Origin of the sequence: Streptomyces sp. NA02950 (genome assembly GCF_013364155.1) — a bacterium.
In the GTDB taxonomy this organism is placed as follows: domain Bacteria; phylum Actinomycetota; class Actinomycetes; order Streptomycetales; family Streptomycetaceae; genus Streptomyces.
Genome location: NZ_CP054916.1, coordinates 5,985,460 through 6,001,742, shown reverse-complemented (window position 1 = coordinate 6,001,742; position 16,283 = coordinate 5,985,460). Strand labels below are relative to the sequence as shown.

The following is a 16,283-nucleotide window of genomic DNA, read 5'->3' as shown; positions in this document are numbered from 1 at the left end:
GGGGGTGGGGGGTGGTGGTGCGGGCAGCACGCTAGCGGGGCCGAAAGGCGCAAAAGCCCCTTCCCGGGCGCGGGGTGCGCTTCTTATGACGCCCTTAAGGAGCCCATCGGAGCCGATTAAGCCGGGCCCCCAGCCGCGCCCCTGAGGCGCGCCCCGCCCACCGTCCGGACGTCAGCCCCCGGGCAGCCGCGAGGTCAGCCGCCCGGTGAGGGAGCGCGCCTTCAGCCGGGCCCGGCGGCGGCTGCCGCGCCGTTCGCGCTCCGCCGTCCCGTCACCGCGGAGCGAGAGCCAGACCCGTACCTCGGTGCCGCCCAGCACCGAACGCCCGATGCGCAGATCGCCGCCGGTGGACTCGGCGACCCGGCGCACGATGTCCAGACCGAGCCCGGTCGAGCCGGGGCCGCCGTCGCCGTGGCCGCGGCGCAGCGCCTCCTCCGGGTCCTCGATCCCGGGACCCGCGTCGGAGACCAGCACGATCACGCTGTCCTCGCCGTTGTGGACGTCGACGGCGAACGCGGTGCCCTCGGGGGTGTGCCGGAAGACATTGCCCAACAAGGCGTCGACGGCGGCGGCGAGTTCGGGACGGGCGACCGGGACGCGGACGGTGCGGTCGACCCCGGCCAGCCGTACGGTGCGGTCCTGGTCCTCGGCGAGCGCGGACCAGAAGTCCATCCGCTCCCGGATCACCTCGGAGACATCGCAGCCCGAGGGGGCGTGGGTCTTCTGCTGCCGTGCGGTACGGATGATCTGGTCGACCTCGCGCTCCAACTGCGCGACGGCGGCCCGGGTCTGGTCGGCCGCGGGTCCGTCGCCGAGGGAGGCGGCGTTGAGGCGCAGGACGGTGAGCGGGGTGCGCAGCCGGTGGGAGAGGTCGGCGGCCAGCTCTCGCTCCCCCGCCAGAAGCTGGACCACCCGGTCGGCCATGGAGTTGAACGCGACGGCGGCGGACCGGAGTTCGGCCGGACCCTCCTCGGGGACCCGCACCCCCAGCTCGCCCTTGCCCAGATCGTGCGCGGCCCCGGCGAGCCGCTTCGCCGGGCGCACCAGCCGGGTGCCGAGCCGGTCGGCGGTGGCCACGGCGCCGACGATGAGGGCGAGGCCGACCCCGGCCAGCACCAGCCAGGAGGCGGCCACCCCGCTGGTGACCGTGGCACGCGGCATATACACCTCCACCACCGCGACCTGAGCGGTGCTCAGCGCGGTGGGCTGGAGGAGGGTGTAGCCGCCGGGGGCCTCGGAGACGGAGGACCGGCCCAGCCTGCGGGCGGTGGCCACCGCGCTCCGGTCCGCGCGGCTCTGGCCGAGGTCGTAGCCGCTGCCGCGACTGCCCGGCACATCGGGCACATGGACCGCCATCCGGCCGTCCCCGCCCGCCTGGGTACTGGCCACGGCGCGCTGGAGCCGGGCGCGTTCGGTGGTGATGGCGAGCGCCGGGCCGATCTGGGCGGCCTGCCGCTCGGCGTCGGCGAACGCCCGGTCGCGGGCCAGCTCCTTGACGACGAGGCCGAGCGGCACGGCGAAGGCGACCACGACCATGGCGGTGACGGCCAGGCAGACCTTGACCAGGGCCCATCTCACCGGCGCTCCCGATGCTCCCGGACGTCACCGGTCTCGCCGTTCTCGCCGCGTGCCCCGTTCGCCCCGTCCTGTACGGGTGGCTCCAGTTTGACCCCGACACCGCGCAGGGTGTGCAGATAGCGGGGGCAGGCGGCGGTTTCCCCCAGTTTGCGGCGCAGCCAGGACAGATGGACATCGATGGTCTGGTCGTCGCCGTAGGACTGCTGCCAGACCTCGGCGAGCAGTTCCTTGCGGGGCACCACGACGCCGGGGCGTCCGGCGAGGAAGGCCAGCAGGTCGAACTCGCGCCGGGTGAGGTCGAGTCCGATGCCGTCCAGGGCGGCCTGACGGCGCAGCGGATCGACGGTGAGCCCGCCGACCCGCAGCACCCCCGAGGGCGGGGGCTCACCGGCGGCGGGGGTGCGGGAGCGGCGCAGCACCGCGGCCATCCGGGCCGAAAGGTGCGCCACGGAGAAGGGTTTGACGAGGTAGTCGTCGGCGCCGTCGTTGAGCAGCCGGACGATCTCGGCCTCGTCGTCCCGCGCGGTGGCCACGATGACCGGGACGTCGGTGATCCCGCGCAGCATCTTGAGCGCCTCGGCCCCGTCCAGGTCGGGCAGGCCGAGATCCAGGATGACGACGTCGAATCCGATCTGCGCCACCTCGCGCAGCGCCTCCAGGGCGGTACCCACACTGCGGACGGTGTGGGACGCCTCGGACAGCTGCCGTATGAGGGCCGAGCGCACGAACTGGTCGTCCTCGACGACGAGCACACTTGCCATGGGCGGCACCGTACGCCATTCGGGTGAGGCAGGATGGGGGGAATGCAACGAGGTCTGGTCCAAGCCCTGGCGTGGGTGCTGGCCACGGGAGCCGCGGTCACGCTGTCCTGGTACGGCGTGCGTACGGTGCTGACCGGCACGGCGTACGACCCGCCGCGCGCGCTGACGATCGCGGGCGAGGACCGGTCGACGACGGAGGTGCGGGCCTCCTCGACCTACCGGCCCGATCCGCCCTCGCCGCCGTCGGATTCGCGGTCCACTCCCCCGTCGCCCGGCCGCTCCTCGGCGCCGCCCGCGCGCGATACGAAGCCGGACCCCGAACCGCGGCCGACGAAGGAGCCGAAGCCGGAGGAGGGCGGGAACGTGCGCAGCTATCCGGTGCGCGGCGGCCGGGTGGTCTTCGACATCCGTGACTCCTGGGCGGATCTGGTTTCGGCCACCCCGGACAGCGGCTGGCGGATGCAGGTGTGGAAGCAAGCCCAGTGGATCCGGGTGGACTTCGTCTCGGGAGCGGACACCACCTCGGTCTTCTGTACCTGGCACGACGGTCCGCCCCGGGTGCGGGTGGACGAGCCCTGACCCTGTCCCTGTCCCTGCTGACCCCGTCTCCGTTCCCTGCCTCCGGCCGGGGCCTTCAGTCGAAGACCTCGGGCGGCGGGGCCGGGGAGGGCCCGGCGGTGGCGTCGGTGACGGGGGCCGCGCCGCCCGTGAAGTCCGCCAGCGCCCGGCCGTGTTCGACCCGGGCGGGATGCGGGTCGCTCGCGGCGCGGCGGGTGAGCTCGGCCAGCGGCAGCTCCCGGTCGGCGGCCAGCAGCACCGCGTTTCCGAAGCGGCGGCCGCGCAGCACGGCGGGGTCGGCGGTCAGACACACCTCGGTGAACACCGCGCGGGCGGTGGCGATCTGGGACCGCAGATGGGCCAGCGGCGGGCCGTCGGCGAGATTGGCGGCGTAGGCCCCGCCGGGGCGCAGGGCGCGCCGTACCTCGCCGAGGAACTCCACGCTGGTCAGATGGGCGGGGGTGCGGCCGCCGCCGAAGACATCCGCGATGACCAGGTCGGCCCAGCCGTCGGGAACCTTGGCGAGCCCGGCGCGCGCGTCGGTGGAGCGCACCCGTATCCGGCCGCCGGGATCGAGCGGCAGCCCGCGCCGGACGAACTGGACGAGCGCGGCGTCGATCTCGATGACCTGCTGGGTGGAGCGGGGACGGGCGGCCGCGATGTAGCGGGCGAGGGTGAAGGCGCCGCCGCCGAGGTGGACGACGTGCAGCGGACGGCCGGGCGGGGCCGCGAGATCGGCGATATGGCCCAACCGGCGCTGGTACTCGAAGCCGAGGCGGGCCGGGTCGTCGAGATCCACATACGACTGCGGTCTGCCGTCCAGCAGCAGGGTGAAGGCGCGCGGGTGGTCGCGGTCCGGCACCAGCTCGGCGAGCCCCCCGTCCACGGGTGCCGCGGCCGGCTCGGGGGTACGCCCCCGGCCCGCTCCGCGCCCGTGCGCCGCTCGCTTGTGTGTGCCTCTCGCCATGGGGCCCAGTATGCGTCCGGCCACCGACAGCGGCCGTCGCGGAGCTCATCGGGGAGCCGCCGGATCACGGGATCCACGGGATCCACGGGATCCACGGGAACCACGGGAACCACGGGAACCACGGGAACCACGGGAACCACGGGAACCACGGGAACCACGGGAACCACGGGAACCACGGGAACCACGGGAACCACGGGAACCACGGGAACCACGGGAACCACGGGAACCACGGGAACCACGGGAACCACGGGAACCACGGGAACCACGGGAACCACGGGAACCACGGGAACCACGGGAACCACGGGAACCACGGGAACCACGGGAACCACGGGAACCACGGGAACCACGGGAACCACGGGAACCACGGGAACCACGGGAACCACGGGAACCACGGGAACCACGGGAACCACGGGAACCACGGGAACCACGGGAACCACGGGAACCACGGGAACCACGGGAACCACGGGAACCACGGGAACCACACCACGGGAACCACGGGAACCACGGGAACCACGGGAACCACGGGAACCACGGGAACCACGGGAACCACGGGAACCACGGGAACCACGGGAACCACGGGAACCACGGGAACCACGGGAACCACGGGATTCACGGGAACCACGGGATCACTGGCAGCGGTCGACGGCCTCGATGGTGCGGGCCGCCTCGCCGAGCGCCGCCCGCAGTTCCGCGGGGTCGGTGGCGACGGTGTACGCGGCGTCCGGCGGCACCAGCCAGCCGGTGCCGAGGCCGGGGGGCTCGTCCGGGACGCGGGGCGGGATCCCGGAAGCGGGTTCGGTGACGGCGTTTATCCGGATCCCGCGTCCGGCGGTCTGGGTACAGGCACTGCCCGGCAGGTCCCAGCCGTCCGCGGTGCCGGGCGGCACCAGGAAGCCGAGGGTGTCGCAGACGGTGTCGTGCAGTACGGGGCCGAGGCCGTCGCGCGCACGGCGCAGGATGTCCACCGCCTCCAGCCCCTGACGGGCGGGCACGGTGACAAGGTCGCAGTCCTGGCGCGGGGAATGGTGAACGGTGCGCAGCGGATGCTGGGCAGTCGTCCGCGAGCGGCTGATGTCCACTCCGGCCTCCCTCTTCATCGGGTTGCAAGGGTTCAACGCGCGGGCGGCGTCAACGGCTACGGCCGAATGCCGCCGTAAAGGATGGCAGTTCATGGCAGATCGAGGGCGACATGTCCCAATTGCTGGAATTCTCCGGGTGTCGTGTATCTCGCAGCCGGTACGGTTCTCCCCCGCCCACCTGGCAGTACCCAAGGGAGAGGCTGCACATGACGCCGCTTCCGGATCCTCCGTCCCCCCGCCCGAACACCGCGTTCCGGCGGCTGCGAGGACCGCTCTCCGCCGCCGAGTTCGCGGCCTCCGTACGCCGCGCCGCCCGTGAGATCGGCGAACAGGTCTCCTGCGACGCCCGCTACGTCGGCCGGGTCGAGTCCGGGGCGATCCGCTGCCCCAACTACGCGTACGAGCGCGTCTTCCGCCATATGTTCCCCGGCCGCTCCCTGACCGATCTGGGCTTCGCCTCCCGGGAGTCGGTCCGCGGCCACGGCGCGGGCCCCGTCCCCGCGCCCGCACCCGGGGCGGGGGCATCCGTCGACGTCTCCGAGGAGAGCGAACTGCTACGCCGTGCCTTCATGACCAGTGGGGCGGCGGCCGCCGCCGCGGCCGCGACCCCGCTCGTCCCCCCGCCCCGGCGGTCCGGGCACCGGGTGGGCGAGGCGGAGGCCGCCGCCGTGGAGGAGGCCGTGCGCCGGATCCGGGTGCTGGACGACCGGCACGGCGCGGACACCCTCTACACCCACACCGCGAAACCGCTGAGCGCCGCGTACGCCCTGCTGGACGCGGGCGGCTACAGCCGCTCCGTCGCCGCCCGGCTCTACGCGGGCGCCGGTGAACTGGCCATCTCGGCGGGCTGGCTGGCCCATGACTCCGGCCGGCTCTCCGACGCCCGCTCGCACTACGCCGAGGCACTGGCCACCGCACGGGTCAGCGGCGACCCCGGCCTGGAGGCCCACGCCTTCTGCAACACCGCCTTCCTGGCGCGCGACGCGGGCCGCCCCCGCGAGGCGGTCCGGGCCGCCCAGGCGGCCCAGCGGGTCGCCGAACGGCTCTCCTCCCCGCGGCTGCTGTCCCTGCTGGCGCTGCGCGAGGCGGGCGGCTGGGCCTGGCTCGGCGACCGCGGCGGCTGCGAGGGCGCCCTGCTGCGCGCCCAGACCCTGTTCGGCCGCGGCCCGTCGGACGCCGACCCGGAGTGGATGAGCTTCTACGGCGAAGCGGAGCTGGAGGGCCTGGAGGCCCAGTGCTGGTCGGCGCTGGGCGACTGGGGGCGCGCCGCCGACCACGCGCGCCGCGCGGTCGCCCTCCAGGACCCGCACTTCACCCGCAATATCGCGCTGTTCACCACCGAGCTGGCGGCCGACCTCGCACAACACGGCACACCTGACGAGGCCGCCGCCGCGGCGGGCCGCGCCCTGCGGCTGATGGACCAGGTCACCTCGTCCCGGATCCGGCGCATGCTCGACAACACCGCGCGGCGGCTGCGCCCGCACGGGAGCGAGCCATCGGTCGCGGACTTCCTGGACCGCTACGAGGCCGCCGACCGCCGCGCCCCGGCAATGTCCCCCGCACCCGCGGCACGCCCGCGCCGAGCCTGATCCGCCGAGGCCGCCGGGACCCTGGGACGCGGAGCCGCCGCGCCCTCCGGGGCGCTCGGAACGCCGGTGGGTCTCAGGCAGCGCGGCGGACCGCCGGGCCACCCGAGCGGATGCGGAACCGCCGGACCTCGGACGACCGGAAGCCACAGAGCCGCCGCCCCGGCCCCCCGGGCACTCACGCCGCCGCCAGGCCTCCGCGGCACGACCGGCGCGCAGGGCGCGGAGGGCGCCCGGCCGTACGAACCCGCCGAGTTACCGACCGCCGGAGGGTCGCCGAGTTGCCCCGGTTCGTCCGGGAAACCCGGATCTCAGGCAGCGCGGCGGACCGCCGGGCCACCCGAGCGGATGCGGAACCGCCGGACCTCGGACGACCGGAAGCCACAGAGCCGCCCCGGCCCCCCGGGCACTCACGCCGCCGCCGGGCCTCCGCGGCACGACGGCCGCGGCACGACCGGCGCGGAGGGCGCGGAGGGCGCGGAGGGCGCCGGGCCGCACGAGCCATATGGGACCGCCTGACGACGGACGGCCGGAGGCCACGGGGCCGCCCCCGCTCTCCGGACGCTCGCGCCCCCGCCGGGCCGCGGCGCGGCGTACGCAACCGCCGTGCGGCGGGCCCGCGGAGGCCGCGGGGCGCGGTCTCCGACCGCAGTCGCGGCGCCGTTCGGCGTCAGCCCAGGTGGCCGGTGTCGTTCCAGCGCTCGATGGCCGGTTCGCCGTAGGCCCAGCCCAGGATCGACAGCGATGTCGGGTCCAGCCGGATCCGGGACGCGAAGGAGACGTCGTAGCCGAGCCAGCGCGCGCCCAGGGTGCGCAGGATGTGGCCGTGCGCGAAGACCAGCACATCGCGGTCGGCCGAGCGCGCCCACTCCACCACCGCGTCCGCGCGCGCCGCGACCGCCTCCCGCGCCTCGCCCTCCGGAACGCCGTCACGCCAGATCAGCCAGCCCGGCCGGGCCGTCTTGATCTCGTCCGGGGTCAGCCCCTCGTAGGCGCCGTAGTCCCACTCCAGCAGCGCGTCCCACTCCCGGGCCCGGTCGCCGAAGCCCGCCAGCTCGCAGGTCTCCCTGGCGCGCGACAGCGGGCTGGTACGCACCTCGGCCTCCGGCAGCCCGGCCCACGGCGCGCGGTGCAGCCGCTCACCGAGCAGCTTGGCGCCCCGCCGTCCCTCGTCGAGCAGCGGAATGTCGGTGCGGCCGGTGTGCTTCCCGCACAGCGACCACTCCGTCTGTCCGTGCCGGGCCAGGAGGATGCGTGGTGCCATGGGTGTGCCTTTCAGCGGATGTACCACCGCGGCGCGCCGCCGTGCCCCGTCGCACACCGCCGCCCGCGGCCTGATGCGAACGCGGGTACGGACCGCAGCCGGTCCGCCGCCCCCATCATCGCTCACCCGTTCCAGAGGCAACCCGCGGGGCGATCCCGGCGTCTTTCCGTTCGCGCACACGTCGGCCGGGAGGAAGGCGACGGGCGTCCCCGCCGCGACCGGGGCATTTCCGGGGGCGGTGCATGGGTTGTCCTGCCTACACCGTACGGTTGTCCGCGCGTCTTGTTGTGGTTGCCTGACATTTTGGAGAACGTCCGGATGCCCCATACCGCTTCCGCGCCCCGTGCCGGGGCATCGCCGGGCGGTCGCCCCCGTTGGTGGACCGAACTGCCCCTGATAGCCGTGGTGTACGCCGCGTACTCGGCCGGACGGCTGCTGGCCCGCGGTGATGTCTCCTCGGCTGTGGATCACGGTCTGGCCATCCTGCACTTCGAGCAGCGTCTGAACATCGACTTCGAATCGCCGCTGAACGACATCTTCACGGCGCACGCCTCGATAGGCATACCGGCCGACTTCGCCTATGCCTCGCTGCACTATGTGGCCACCCCGGCGATCCTGGTGTGGATGTGGAAGCGCCGCAAAGCGTCCGACTACCGCTTTCTGCGCACCTGGCTGCTGGTCTCCACGCTCATCGGGCTGATCGGCTTCACCCTGCTGCCCACCTGCCCGCCGCGGCTGCTGGGTGGGGGCCACGGCTTCGTCGACACCATGGCCCAGTACGGCTCGTACGGCTGGTGGGGCGGCGAGGCGAGCGCACCGCGCGGGCTCGGTGGGCTGACCAACCAGTACGCGGCGATGCCCAGCCTCCATGTGGGCTGGGCGCTGTGGTGCGGGGTGGCGCTGTGGCGGCACGGCCGCTCCGGGTACGCCAAGGCGGTGGCGGTCCTCTATCCCCTGACCATCACGATCGTGGTGATGGGCACCGCCAACCACTACTTCCTGGACGCGGCCGCCGGTGCCGCCGTCATGGGGGCCGGGGCGCTGCTCGCGGGGCCCGTACTGCGGCTCACCGACCGGTTGCGCGCCCGCTTCCGCCCGGCCCGCGAGGCCGTCCCGCAGACCGCTCCGCGGACCGCCGTGGCCACCGGAAACACCGGTGGCACCACGAATGTCAGTGACAAGTGCGAGACTGCGGCACGTGAACGGGAACGGATCCCCCGACAGCAGAGCAGGGGCGCGGACAGGGAACGCAACCACCACGGTGCCGCCGGTGACAGGCCCGGCGCGGCAGGAGCCGGTGCCGCGGCCGAGACCGGTGACAGCGCTGCGGCAGCGGCTCGCTGAGCTGCGCGGACCCAAGACCGTTCCACATCCGATGGACGCCCGCGCCCTGGCGGCGCTGGCCGCCAACCCCGGCTGCCGCCGCCGTGCGCTGCTGGACGGCGCGGGGGTGGACAAGGGCGCGCTCGCCCGGGCGTTGGGCGCTTCGGCCAACTTCGGGCAGTCCCAGTTCGCGCATCAGCGCGGCAATTCCTTCGAGGCCCGGGTCAAGTCCGACCGCGGTGAGGCGCTGACCCGGCTGCTGCACGAGCGGCTGCGGGACGGCTCGCCCGCGCCCGAGCCCGGCGGGGTCGACACCCCCGATCTGACCGCCGCGGGCCCGCAGGGCCGTACCGCCCGTACGGCGCTGGCGCTGCGCGAGGCCACCGCGGCGGGGCGGTGGGCGCTGCTGGACCATCCGATGGTGAGCCTGGACGTGGCGGGCTCCCCCGCCTTCCTCGAACCGGACGCGGTCGTGGTGCACCCCGACGGCTCCTGGTCGGTCATCGAGATCAAGTCCTTTCCGATGGTGGACGGCTCGGCGGATCCGGCCAAGGTGGGCGCGGCCGCCCGGCAGTCCGCGGTGTACGCGCTGGCGCTGGAGCGGGTGGCGGCACGGGTCGGCGAGGCCGAGCCGGACGGCGGAGGGGCGGCGAGGGCGCCACGGGTGCGCCACCAGGTGCTGCTGGTGTGCCCCAGGGACTTCTCCAACCTGCCGACGGCCGAACTGGTCGATGTGCGCAAGCAGCTGTCCGTCACCCGGCGGCAGCTCGCCCGGCTCACCCGGATCGAGGACATCGCCGCCACCCTTCCCGAGGGCACCACCTTCGACCTGCGGCTGGCGGACGACGGCCGCACCGCGACCCGCCCGGTCGAGGAGCTGACGGCCGCCGTGGACGCGGTGGACGCCGCCTACGCCCCGGAGTGCCTGGCCGCCTGCGAGCTGGCGGTCCACTGCCGGGCGCGGTCCCGGGCGGCGGGCGCCGTGGAGTCGCTGGGCCGCGGGGTGCGGGGCGAGCTGGGCGGGCTGACCACGGTCGAAGCCGTGCTGGCGGCCGCCCTCGAGAGGACCGGCGGCGGGCCCACCGGCGATCCGGCGGTGGACGCCCTGCGCCGTGCGGCGGCCCTGCGCGCCGAAGCGCTCGCCGCGCCCGGGGCGGTGGCATGTCGCTGATCACCACCCTGGCCCGGATGGAAGCCGTCCGGGACGGGCGGGCGCGGCCGGTCGCGACCGTGCTCCACCGCCATCTGTCCGACCGGCCGCTGGCGTTCGTACCGCTGACCACCGCCGGTGAGGCGGGGGCGCCGCTGGGGGCGCTGGTGGGCACCGACCGGGACGCGCCGCGGCTGCTGGCCGTCCCCCAGCCGCGCAACCGCGATCTGCGGTTCGCCTTCCTCGCCGAGCTGGCCGAGGAGATGCTGCCGCATCTGGACTCCTACGCGGACGATGTGGAGCTGGAGGAGCGCAAGGAGACCGATCCGGAGACCGGGAAGAAGGTGCCGGTCCAGGTCGAGCTGTGCGCGGACGCCCCGCAGCTGCTGGTGCCCAGCGCGGCGGGGGTGGCGTTCGTCCGGCTGCTGGGCCGTTCGATGCGGTTCCGGCGGACGGCCGACCAGGACCCGGACACGCCGTTCCCGGCGCCCGCGCGGGTGCCGCTGCTCGGCCGCTGGCTGACGCACTACGGCGAGCGGTCCCGGGTGCCGGGCTCGAGTCTGCTGCTGTCGCTGACCGAGCTGCTGGGCCGTCACTGGGCGACCGGCCAGAGCAATCTGGAGGACCAGCACCTGGGTTCGCTGCTGGCCTGGATCGACCCCCCGGAGGGGATCCCCGGCGCGGAGGCCGCGCTGCGGGCGGAGTCCGCGCGGGACGCCGACGGCCAGTTGCTGTGCCCGCCCGCGGGCCCGGCCACCGACCCGGCGTTCGACAACAAGCTGCTGGCCCCGGCCATCGCCCGCTACGACGCGGCGCGCGCCGAGGTCACCGGCGGGGTGGCCGGGGGCGAGGCGCGGCTGCGGCTCGCCGAGAACGAGCTGCGCGAGCTGATCGCCTCCCAGCTGCGGCCCACCTGGGACGCGCTGTGGCACGGCGTGGACCTGCTGCGCGGGCTGCCGCCGGGAGAGCGGGTGGCGGAGCGCTGGAAGCGGGACCGCTGGTCGTTCACCGGCCACCGGGACCGGGTCCGGGCGGGCGAGCCGCCGCAGCCCAAGCGGGACGACGCGGTGACGGCGGCGCAGAAGCTCTCCGCGCGGGAGACGGCGCAGGCGCAGCTGGAGGCCCAGGAGGCGCTGGACGACCCGTTGGTGATGGCGGGGCGGCGGCTGGCCGGGGAGGCGTTCGCTGGCGAGGTCACCGAGGTGGAGATGGCCTGGTCGGATGCGAAGGTGCCGAGGCCGCGACCGCTGGTCACGGTGCGCACCGAGGACCGTCCGCAGCTGCCCGAGCAGGTCAAGCTGTACCGGGTGATGGCCGACGGCAGGACGCAGACCGGGGAGTTCGCGGCCGCGGCCGGACCGGATGCGCTGGTGGTGCGGCTGACCGGCGGCATGGGGCGCGGGAAGACCCCGGAGCCGGGCTCGGTGCCCGAGCCGGGCGACCGGATGTGCTGGACGCTGTTCGAGCACGCGCCGCGCGGCGGCCCGGAGCTGCCCGACGCGGAGAGCACCCCGTGGACCCACGGCGGCCCACCGGGAGCCATGATGTTGGGCCCCGATCCCGACCCGGTGACCGAGGAGGACTATCTGTGATCGGCACAAACTGTGTCGACGGTGGGGCCGGGGGCGCCGGTGCGGCGCACGGGGACGGGCCGTTCGACCCGTCGGCCGCGGCGGCGCGCGCCACCGGCGCGATCCTCCGGGACACCCTGCACGGCGCCGACCGCGGTGTGGTGGTCGACTCCCCGCCCGGCGCGGGCAAGTCGACGCTGGTGGTGCGGGCGGCGCGGGAGCTGGCCGCCGCCGGGCGGCCGTTGATGGTGGTCGCGCAGACCAACGCCCAGGTGGACGATCTGGTGGACCGGCTGGCCACCGCGGATCCGGACCTTCCGGTGGGGCGGCTGCACAGCAGCGATCCGCGCCCCTACGACCCGGTGCTCGACGAGCATCCATCGGTGCGTACCTCGGCGAAGGTGGCGGATCTCGCCGGGCTGGACATCGTGGTGTCCACCGCCGCGAAGTGGGCGCACATCAAGAACGTGGAGCCGTGGCAGCACGCGATCGTCGACGAGGCGTACCAGATGCGCTCGGACGCGCTGCTGGCCGTCGCCGGGCTGTTCGAGCGGGCGCTGTTCGTCGGCGACCCGGGGCAGCTGGACCCGTTCAGCGTGGTCGGCGCTGACCAGTGGGCGGGGCTGTCGTACGACCCGTCGGCGAGCGCGGTGACCACGCTGCTCGCGCACAATCCGCGGCTTCCGCAGCACCGGCTGCCGGTGTCCTGGCGGCTGCCCGCCTCGGCCGCGCCGCTGGTCTCGGACGCCTTCTATCCGTACACCCCGTTCCGCAGCGGCACCGGCCACGGTGAGCGGCGGCTGAGCTTCGGGGTCGGCTCCGACGGCTCGGGGCCGGACCGGGTGCTGGACGAGGCGGCCGTCTCGGGGTGGGGCCTGCTGGAGCTGCCCGCCCGCCGCACCCCGCGCACCGACCCGGAGGCGGTGGCGGCCGTCGCCCAGGTGGTGCGGCGGCTGCTGGACCGGGGCGGGGCCGCGGTCAGCGAGCGCGCCGAGGAGCCGGTGCCGCTCACGGCGGACCGGATCGCGGTGGGCACCGCGCACCGGGACCAGGCGGCGGCGGTGCGGGCGGCGCTCACCGGGCTCGGGGTGTCCGGCGTCACCGTCGATACCGCCAACCGCCTCCAAGGGCGTGAGTTCGATGTGACGGTGGTGCTGCACCCGCTGTCGGGGCGGCCGGACGCCACGGCCTTCCATCTGGAGACCGGGCGGCTGTGTGTGCTCACCTCCCGGCACCGGCACGCCTGCGTGGTCGTCTGCCGCGCGGGGGTGGCCGAGCTGCTGGACGAGCATCCGTCCACCGAGCCGGTGCAGCTGGGGGTCACGGTCAAGTTCCCGGACGGCTGGGAGGCCAACCACGCGGTGCTGGCGCATCTGTCCGAGCACCGGGTGGCCTGGCGGCCGTAGGGTGCTGTCCGGATCCTGACCCCGGGCCGCACGGCCCCTTGACCCGCCGTCCACGGGCGGCGCGGGCCCGCCGGGCGGCGGCCCGGGGACGAGCCGATCCGCGGGTTCTGCCCGCCGTATGGTTCGCGGGGCGGCGGGGTGGGGAGAGAAACCCTGGTCGGCGACGTGCGGTGGGGGCGCTCTTGCCTCACGCGCGACAATGGGGGCAGGAAGCACCGCGAACCGCCCCTGTCTCACAACCCAGGAGGAGCGATCACATGCCCGAGCCGGATCCGGCTCAAGGCCCGCACGGCACCGCGTCCCGGCGGCTGAAACCCGCACCGCTGCTCTTCGAGCCGGCCGCCGCCGTCAAGGACGAGGCGCACTTCTTCGACCTGGAGTCGATCGAGGACCCGCGGGAGCTGCTCGCCCGCTCCACCGAGCTGGTGCTGGCGTTCCGCGCGGCGACCGACCGCGCCATGGAGTTCCAGGCGATGGCCGCCGCCCAGCTCGCCGACCCGCGGAGGTTCGACCGGCTGACCCCGGCCGTGATCGCTGAGCGTGCGGAGTGGACGGAGGACTACGCCAAGAAGATGGTCGAGTTCGGCCGGGAGCTGATGCGGGGCGGCGACCCGTCGGACTGACGGTCGAGGCGTCCGCGGTGAAGGAGGGGTGGCTGATGTGCGGGTTGTGCCCCACGGTGCGGAGGGGACAGCGCTCCCGGGGCCGCGATCATGAGCCGGGGGCATATGCGGGCGGAAGGTACTCCATCTTGTGCCGCCCTGTCCCGGTTTTGTCTCATCCCCCTACGCCGTCCGTACCGACGGTAAAGGTAGAAACATGAGCAGATGGCCTCGGGAAATACAGCACACCGCCGCGTTCGTCACCCCGGCGGGCGCGGACTGGCTCGCTTCGGCCAGCCACTCCCCCCGCGATGTGCACGCGCTGTGGGCCCAGCATCCGTCCGCGTCCGTGGCCCTGCCCTGCGGTACGGCGTTCGACGTGGTCAGCATGGACGCGCTCTTCGGCCGCCGGGTGGTGAGCCGGTTATGGACGGACGGCCCGGGCACCGGGCCGGTGGCCGCCCAGGGCGGCCGGGTCATGCTCTTCGCCACCCCGGGGGCGGCCCAGCGGCTGCCCGCCCTGCTCGGCTGGGAGGAGTGGGGCGCCGCCGCTCCCCCGCTGCTCTGCTACGGCTGGGGCGACGCGGTGACCGTTCCCCCGCTGTTCCCCCCGGATCCGCCCGCCGCGGAGCCCGCCGGGGACACCGCCACTCCACCGGCCCCGCGCTGGCTGGTGGCCCCCGATGTACGCAACCCGTGGCTGCCCGGTCCCGAGGTGCTGCTGTGGGCGTGTGTCCGAGCCGCCCGCACGGTCGGTTCCGAGCGTGGTGCCACCCCTGTGACCAGCGCTCCCGCCGTTTCTCCGGGCTGAGGGATATCGATTTTCACGCAGCCCGATCCGGGTGCTAAGGTCTTCTACGTCAGCAGGCGCCGCTAGCTCAGTTGGTTAGAGCAGCTGACTCTTAATCAGCGGGTCCGGGGTTCGAGTCCCTGGCGGCGCACAGACATGTGTGAGGCCCCTCACCTCGGTGAGGGGCCTTTCGCATGCCCATGGTCATGGCGCGGCCGCGGCTACTCGGTACGGCGAGGGCCGTCCCGGTCCGTGGCGGAGCCCTCCCCTCGAGGCCCACCTGACTGAGACCCGCCCGCCCGGGACCCGCCCCCCTGGGGACGGCCCGTAGCGTGGCGCGGGGGCGCCGGGGGCGTTGTCAGCCGGGTCACCACCCCGACCGCGTCGTCCGGGCCGGGCATCGCCAGCGCCTCCCGGCGCAGCGTGCGCGCCGCCGCGGCGTACGAGGGCTGTTCCAGCAGCGCGAACAGATTCCGGGCCAGCCGGGCCCCGGCCGCCGTCGCCGTGCGCGGCGAACCGTCGAAAGCGTCGGCCGGCACCAGCACCCCGGCGCCCACCCGGGCCAACCGCGCCCCGTTGAGCTGCTGTTCGAGCCGGGGCGCGACCACGAGCTGCGGCACCCCGGCGAGCGCCGCGGCCACCAGCGTCGTACCGCCGCCGGCGTGGAGCACCGCACCGCAGCCGGACAGCGCCCGGTGCAGCGGCCCGGCGGGCGGCCGCCCCTCGGCGGCGCTGCCCACCCGCACCACCTCCACGCCTCGCGACTCGGCCACCCGCAGCGCGGCCCGCACCGCCTCCGGCGGGCCCGCCGCGTCGTCCCAGGCGGCGCAGACCCGCACCGGGCCGGACCGGACCGGGCGGTACGGACGGCGTCCGTACGGCGCGGGGGCCGCCGCCCGGGGCGGCGGCGGGGTGGGCCGCGGCACGGACGGTGCGCCGTACACCGGCTCGGCCGGGAGGTCCAGGGGGACGAAGCGCACCGGCAGCCGTCGGGACCGCGAGGGCAGCGCCAGGCTCGGTGGGCACGGGTCCAGCCACAGATCGGGTTCCCGCTCCGGGTCGGCCCCGTAACGCCGCATCAGACGGGCGTAGCCAGGCAGCGGCGGACCCTCCAGCCGGTGCCGCTCCAGCCGCACCACGGCGGCGCCGCCCCAGAGTTGGCCGACCGCGGGCACTCCCAGCGCCGCGGCGGCCACCGTCCCCGCGTACGCGCTCGCGTCGTGCACCACCAGATCGGGCTGCCAGCAGCGGGCGAAGGCCACCAGGCCCTGGGCCATCCCCTCGGCGATCCGCACCTGCCGGTCGCCGAACGCGCGCAGCACGCCGTGCTGTTCCGGAGTGAGCACGGCGGGCCGCACCGGCCAGTCGGCGGGCCAGTGGCCGGAGGGGCGGCGAGCGGCCGCCGCCACCCTGGTCGCGGCCGGGGGCAGCGAGCCGACCGGGACCGGGACCAGACCGGTGCGGGCGACGGCCGCCGCACAGCCGGACGGCACCGCGAACCGCACCTGGTGCCCGGCCGCCAGCAGCGAGCGGGCGAGCGGCACCAAGGGGACGAGATGGGCGCCGGAGGCCCAGGTCGTGAAGAGGACGCGCACAGTCTCCTCCGGAATGTCGAGCGAGGCCGGACCGGTCGGTCCGGCGCCGGGCG

General features: G+C 75.0%; 15 protein-coding genes and 1 tRNA gene. 9 read left to right on the top strand and 7 right to left on the bottom strand.

The annotated features are described in order from the left end of the window. Nucleotides 1-171: 171 nt before the first annotated feature. Both HUT19_RS26305 and HUT19_RS26300 read right to left on the bottom strand, forming a co-directional pair. Nucleotides 172-1,578 (bottom strand): HAMP domain-containing sensor histidine kinase, encoded by a 1,407-nt coding sequence (locus HUT19_RS26305; RefSeq protein WP_176182827.1) that lies wholly within the window; start codon nt 1,576-1,578, stop codon nt 172-174. Next, nucleotides 1,575-2,339, bottom strand: a complete 765-nt coding sequence (locus HUT19_RS26300) for a response regulator transcription factor (RefSeq protein WP_254885796.1) — start codon at nt 2,337-2,339, stop codon at nt 1,575-1,577. The genes HUT19_RS26305 and HUT19_RS26300 overlap by 4 nt, the downstream gene beginning before the upstream one ends. 42 nt (nt 2,340-2,381) lie before the next feature. Between HUT19_RS26300 and HUT19_RS26295 the strand changes: the two genes are divergently transcribed. Further along, complete coding sequence (locus HUT19_RS26295) at nt 2,382-2,918, top strand: hypothetical protein (protein WP_176182826.1); 537 nt, start codon at nt 2,382-2,384, stop codon at nt 2,916-2,918. Nucleotides 2,919-2,973: 55 nt separating this feature from the next. On the opposite strand, the gene HUT19_RS26290 is transcribed toward HUT19_RS26295, so the two are convergent. The 3 genes from HUT19_RS26290 to HUT19_RS42310 all read right to left on the bottom strand — a co-directional run bounded on the left by HUT19_RS26290 (nt 2,974) and on the right by HUT19_RS42310 (nt 4,943). Further along, the gene (locus HUT19_RS26290) at nt 2,974-3,864 is read right to left on the bottom strand and encodes a spermidine synthase (RefSeq protein WP_176182825.1); all 891 of its coding nucleotides are present in this window, start codon (nt 3,862-3,864) and stop codon (nt 2,974-2,976) included. 64 nt (nt 3,865-3,928) lie between these two features. After that, complete coding sequence (locus HUT19_RS26285) at nt 3,929-4,477, bottom strand: hypothetical protein (protein ID WP_217712285.1); 549 nt, start codon at nt 4,475-4,477, stop codon at nt 3,929-3,931. A 13-nt stretch (nt 4,478-4,490) separates the two neighbouring features. Further along, entirely contained in the window at nt 4,491-4,943 is a 453-nt protein-coding gene (locus tag HUT19_RS42310) for a hypothetical protein (RefSeq protein WP_254885795.1), read from the bottom strand. A 206-nt stretch (nt 4,944-5,149) separates the two neighbouring features. Here HUT19_RS42310 and HUT19_RS26275 point away from each other — a divergent pair, with 206 nt between their 5' ends. After that, the gene (locus HUT19_RS26275) at nt 5,150-6,532 is read left to right on the top strand and encodes a tetratricopeptide repeat protein (RefSeq protein ID WP_176182824.1); all 1,383 of its coding nucleotides are present in this window, start codon (nt 5,150-5,152) and stop codon (nt 6,530-6,532) included. 667 nt (nt 6,533-7,199) lie between these two features. Here HUT19_RS26275 and HUT19_RS26270 read toward each other — a convergent pair. Then, entirely contained in the window at nt 7,200-7,793 is a 594-nt protein-coding gene (locus HUT19_RS26270; protein WP_176182823.1) for a histidine phosphatase family protein, read from the bottom strand. A gap of 318 nt (nt 7,794-8,111) precedes the next feature. On the opposite strand from HUT19_RS26270, the gene HUT19_RS26265 reads away from it, so the two are divergent. The 7 genes from HUT19_RS26265 to HUT19_RS26235 all read left to right on the top strand — a co-directional run bounded on the left by HUT19_RS26265 (nt 8,112) and on the right by HUT19_RS26235 (nt 14,786). Further along, entirely contained in the window at nt 8,112-9,137 is a 1,026-nt protein-coding gene (locus HUT19_RS26265; RefSeq protein WP_176182822.1) for a phosphatase PAP2 family protein, read from the top strand. A gap of 31 nt (nt 9,138-9,168) precedes the next feature. After that, the gene (locus tag HUT19_RS26260) at nt 9,169-10,287 is read left to right on the top strand and encodes a hypothetical protein (protein WP_254886228.1); all 1,119 of its coding nucleotides are present in this window, start codon (nt 9,169-9,171) and stop codon (nt 10,285-10,287) included. Next, nucleotides 10,278-11,858 (top strand): hypothetical protein, encoded by a 1,581-nt coding sequence (locus HUT19_RS26255; RefSeq protein WP_176182820.1) that lies wholly within the window; start codon nt 10,278-10,280, stop codon nt 11,856-11,858. Before HUT19_RS26260 ends, HUT19_RS26255 begins: the two co-directional genes overlap by 10 nt. A gap of 101 nt (nt 11,859-11,959) precedes the next feature. Continuing rightward, a complete protein-coding gene (locus tag HUT19_RS26250; protein ID WP_176187316.1) occupies nt 11,960-13,243 on the top strand; it encodes an AAA domain-containing protein in 1,284 nt (427 codons plus the stop codon). 257 nt (nt 13,244-13,500) lie between these two features. Then, nucleotides 13,501-13,866, top strand: a complete 366-nt coding sequence (locus HUT19_RS26245) for a hypothetical protein (RefSeq protein ID WP_176182819.1) — start codon at nt 13,501-13,503, stop codon at nt 13,864-13,866. A 196-nt stretch (nt 13,867-14,062) separates the two neighbouring features. Further along, nucleotides 14,063-14,656 carry a bifunctional DNA primase/polymerase gene (locus HUT19_RS26240; RefSeq protein WP_176182818.1) on the top strand — a complete coding sequence of 198 codons (594 nt, stop codon included), beginning with the start codon at nt 14,063-14,065 and terminating at the stop codon, nt 14,654-14,656. A 56-nt stretch (nt 14,657-14,712) separates the two neighbouring features. Next, nucleotides 14,713-14,786: transfer RNA gene (locus tag HUT19_RS26235), tRNA-Lys, on the top strand. A gap of 70 nt (nt 14,787-14,856) precedes the next feature. Here the strand turns inward: HUT19_RS26235 and HUT19_RS26230 are convergent. Then, nucleotides 14,857-16,230 (bottom strand): nucleotide disphospho-sugar-binding domain-containing protein, encoded by a 1,374-nt coding sequence (locus HUT19_RS26230; protein WP_254885794.1) that lies wholly within the window; start codon nt 16,228-16,230, stop codon nt 14,857-14,859. Nucleotides 16,231-16,283 lie beyond the last annotated feature (53 nt).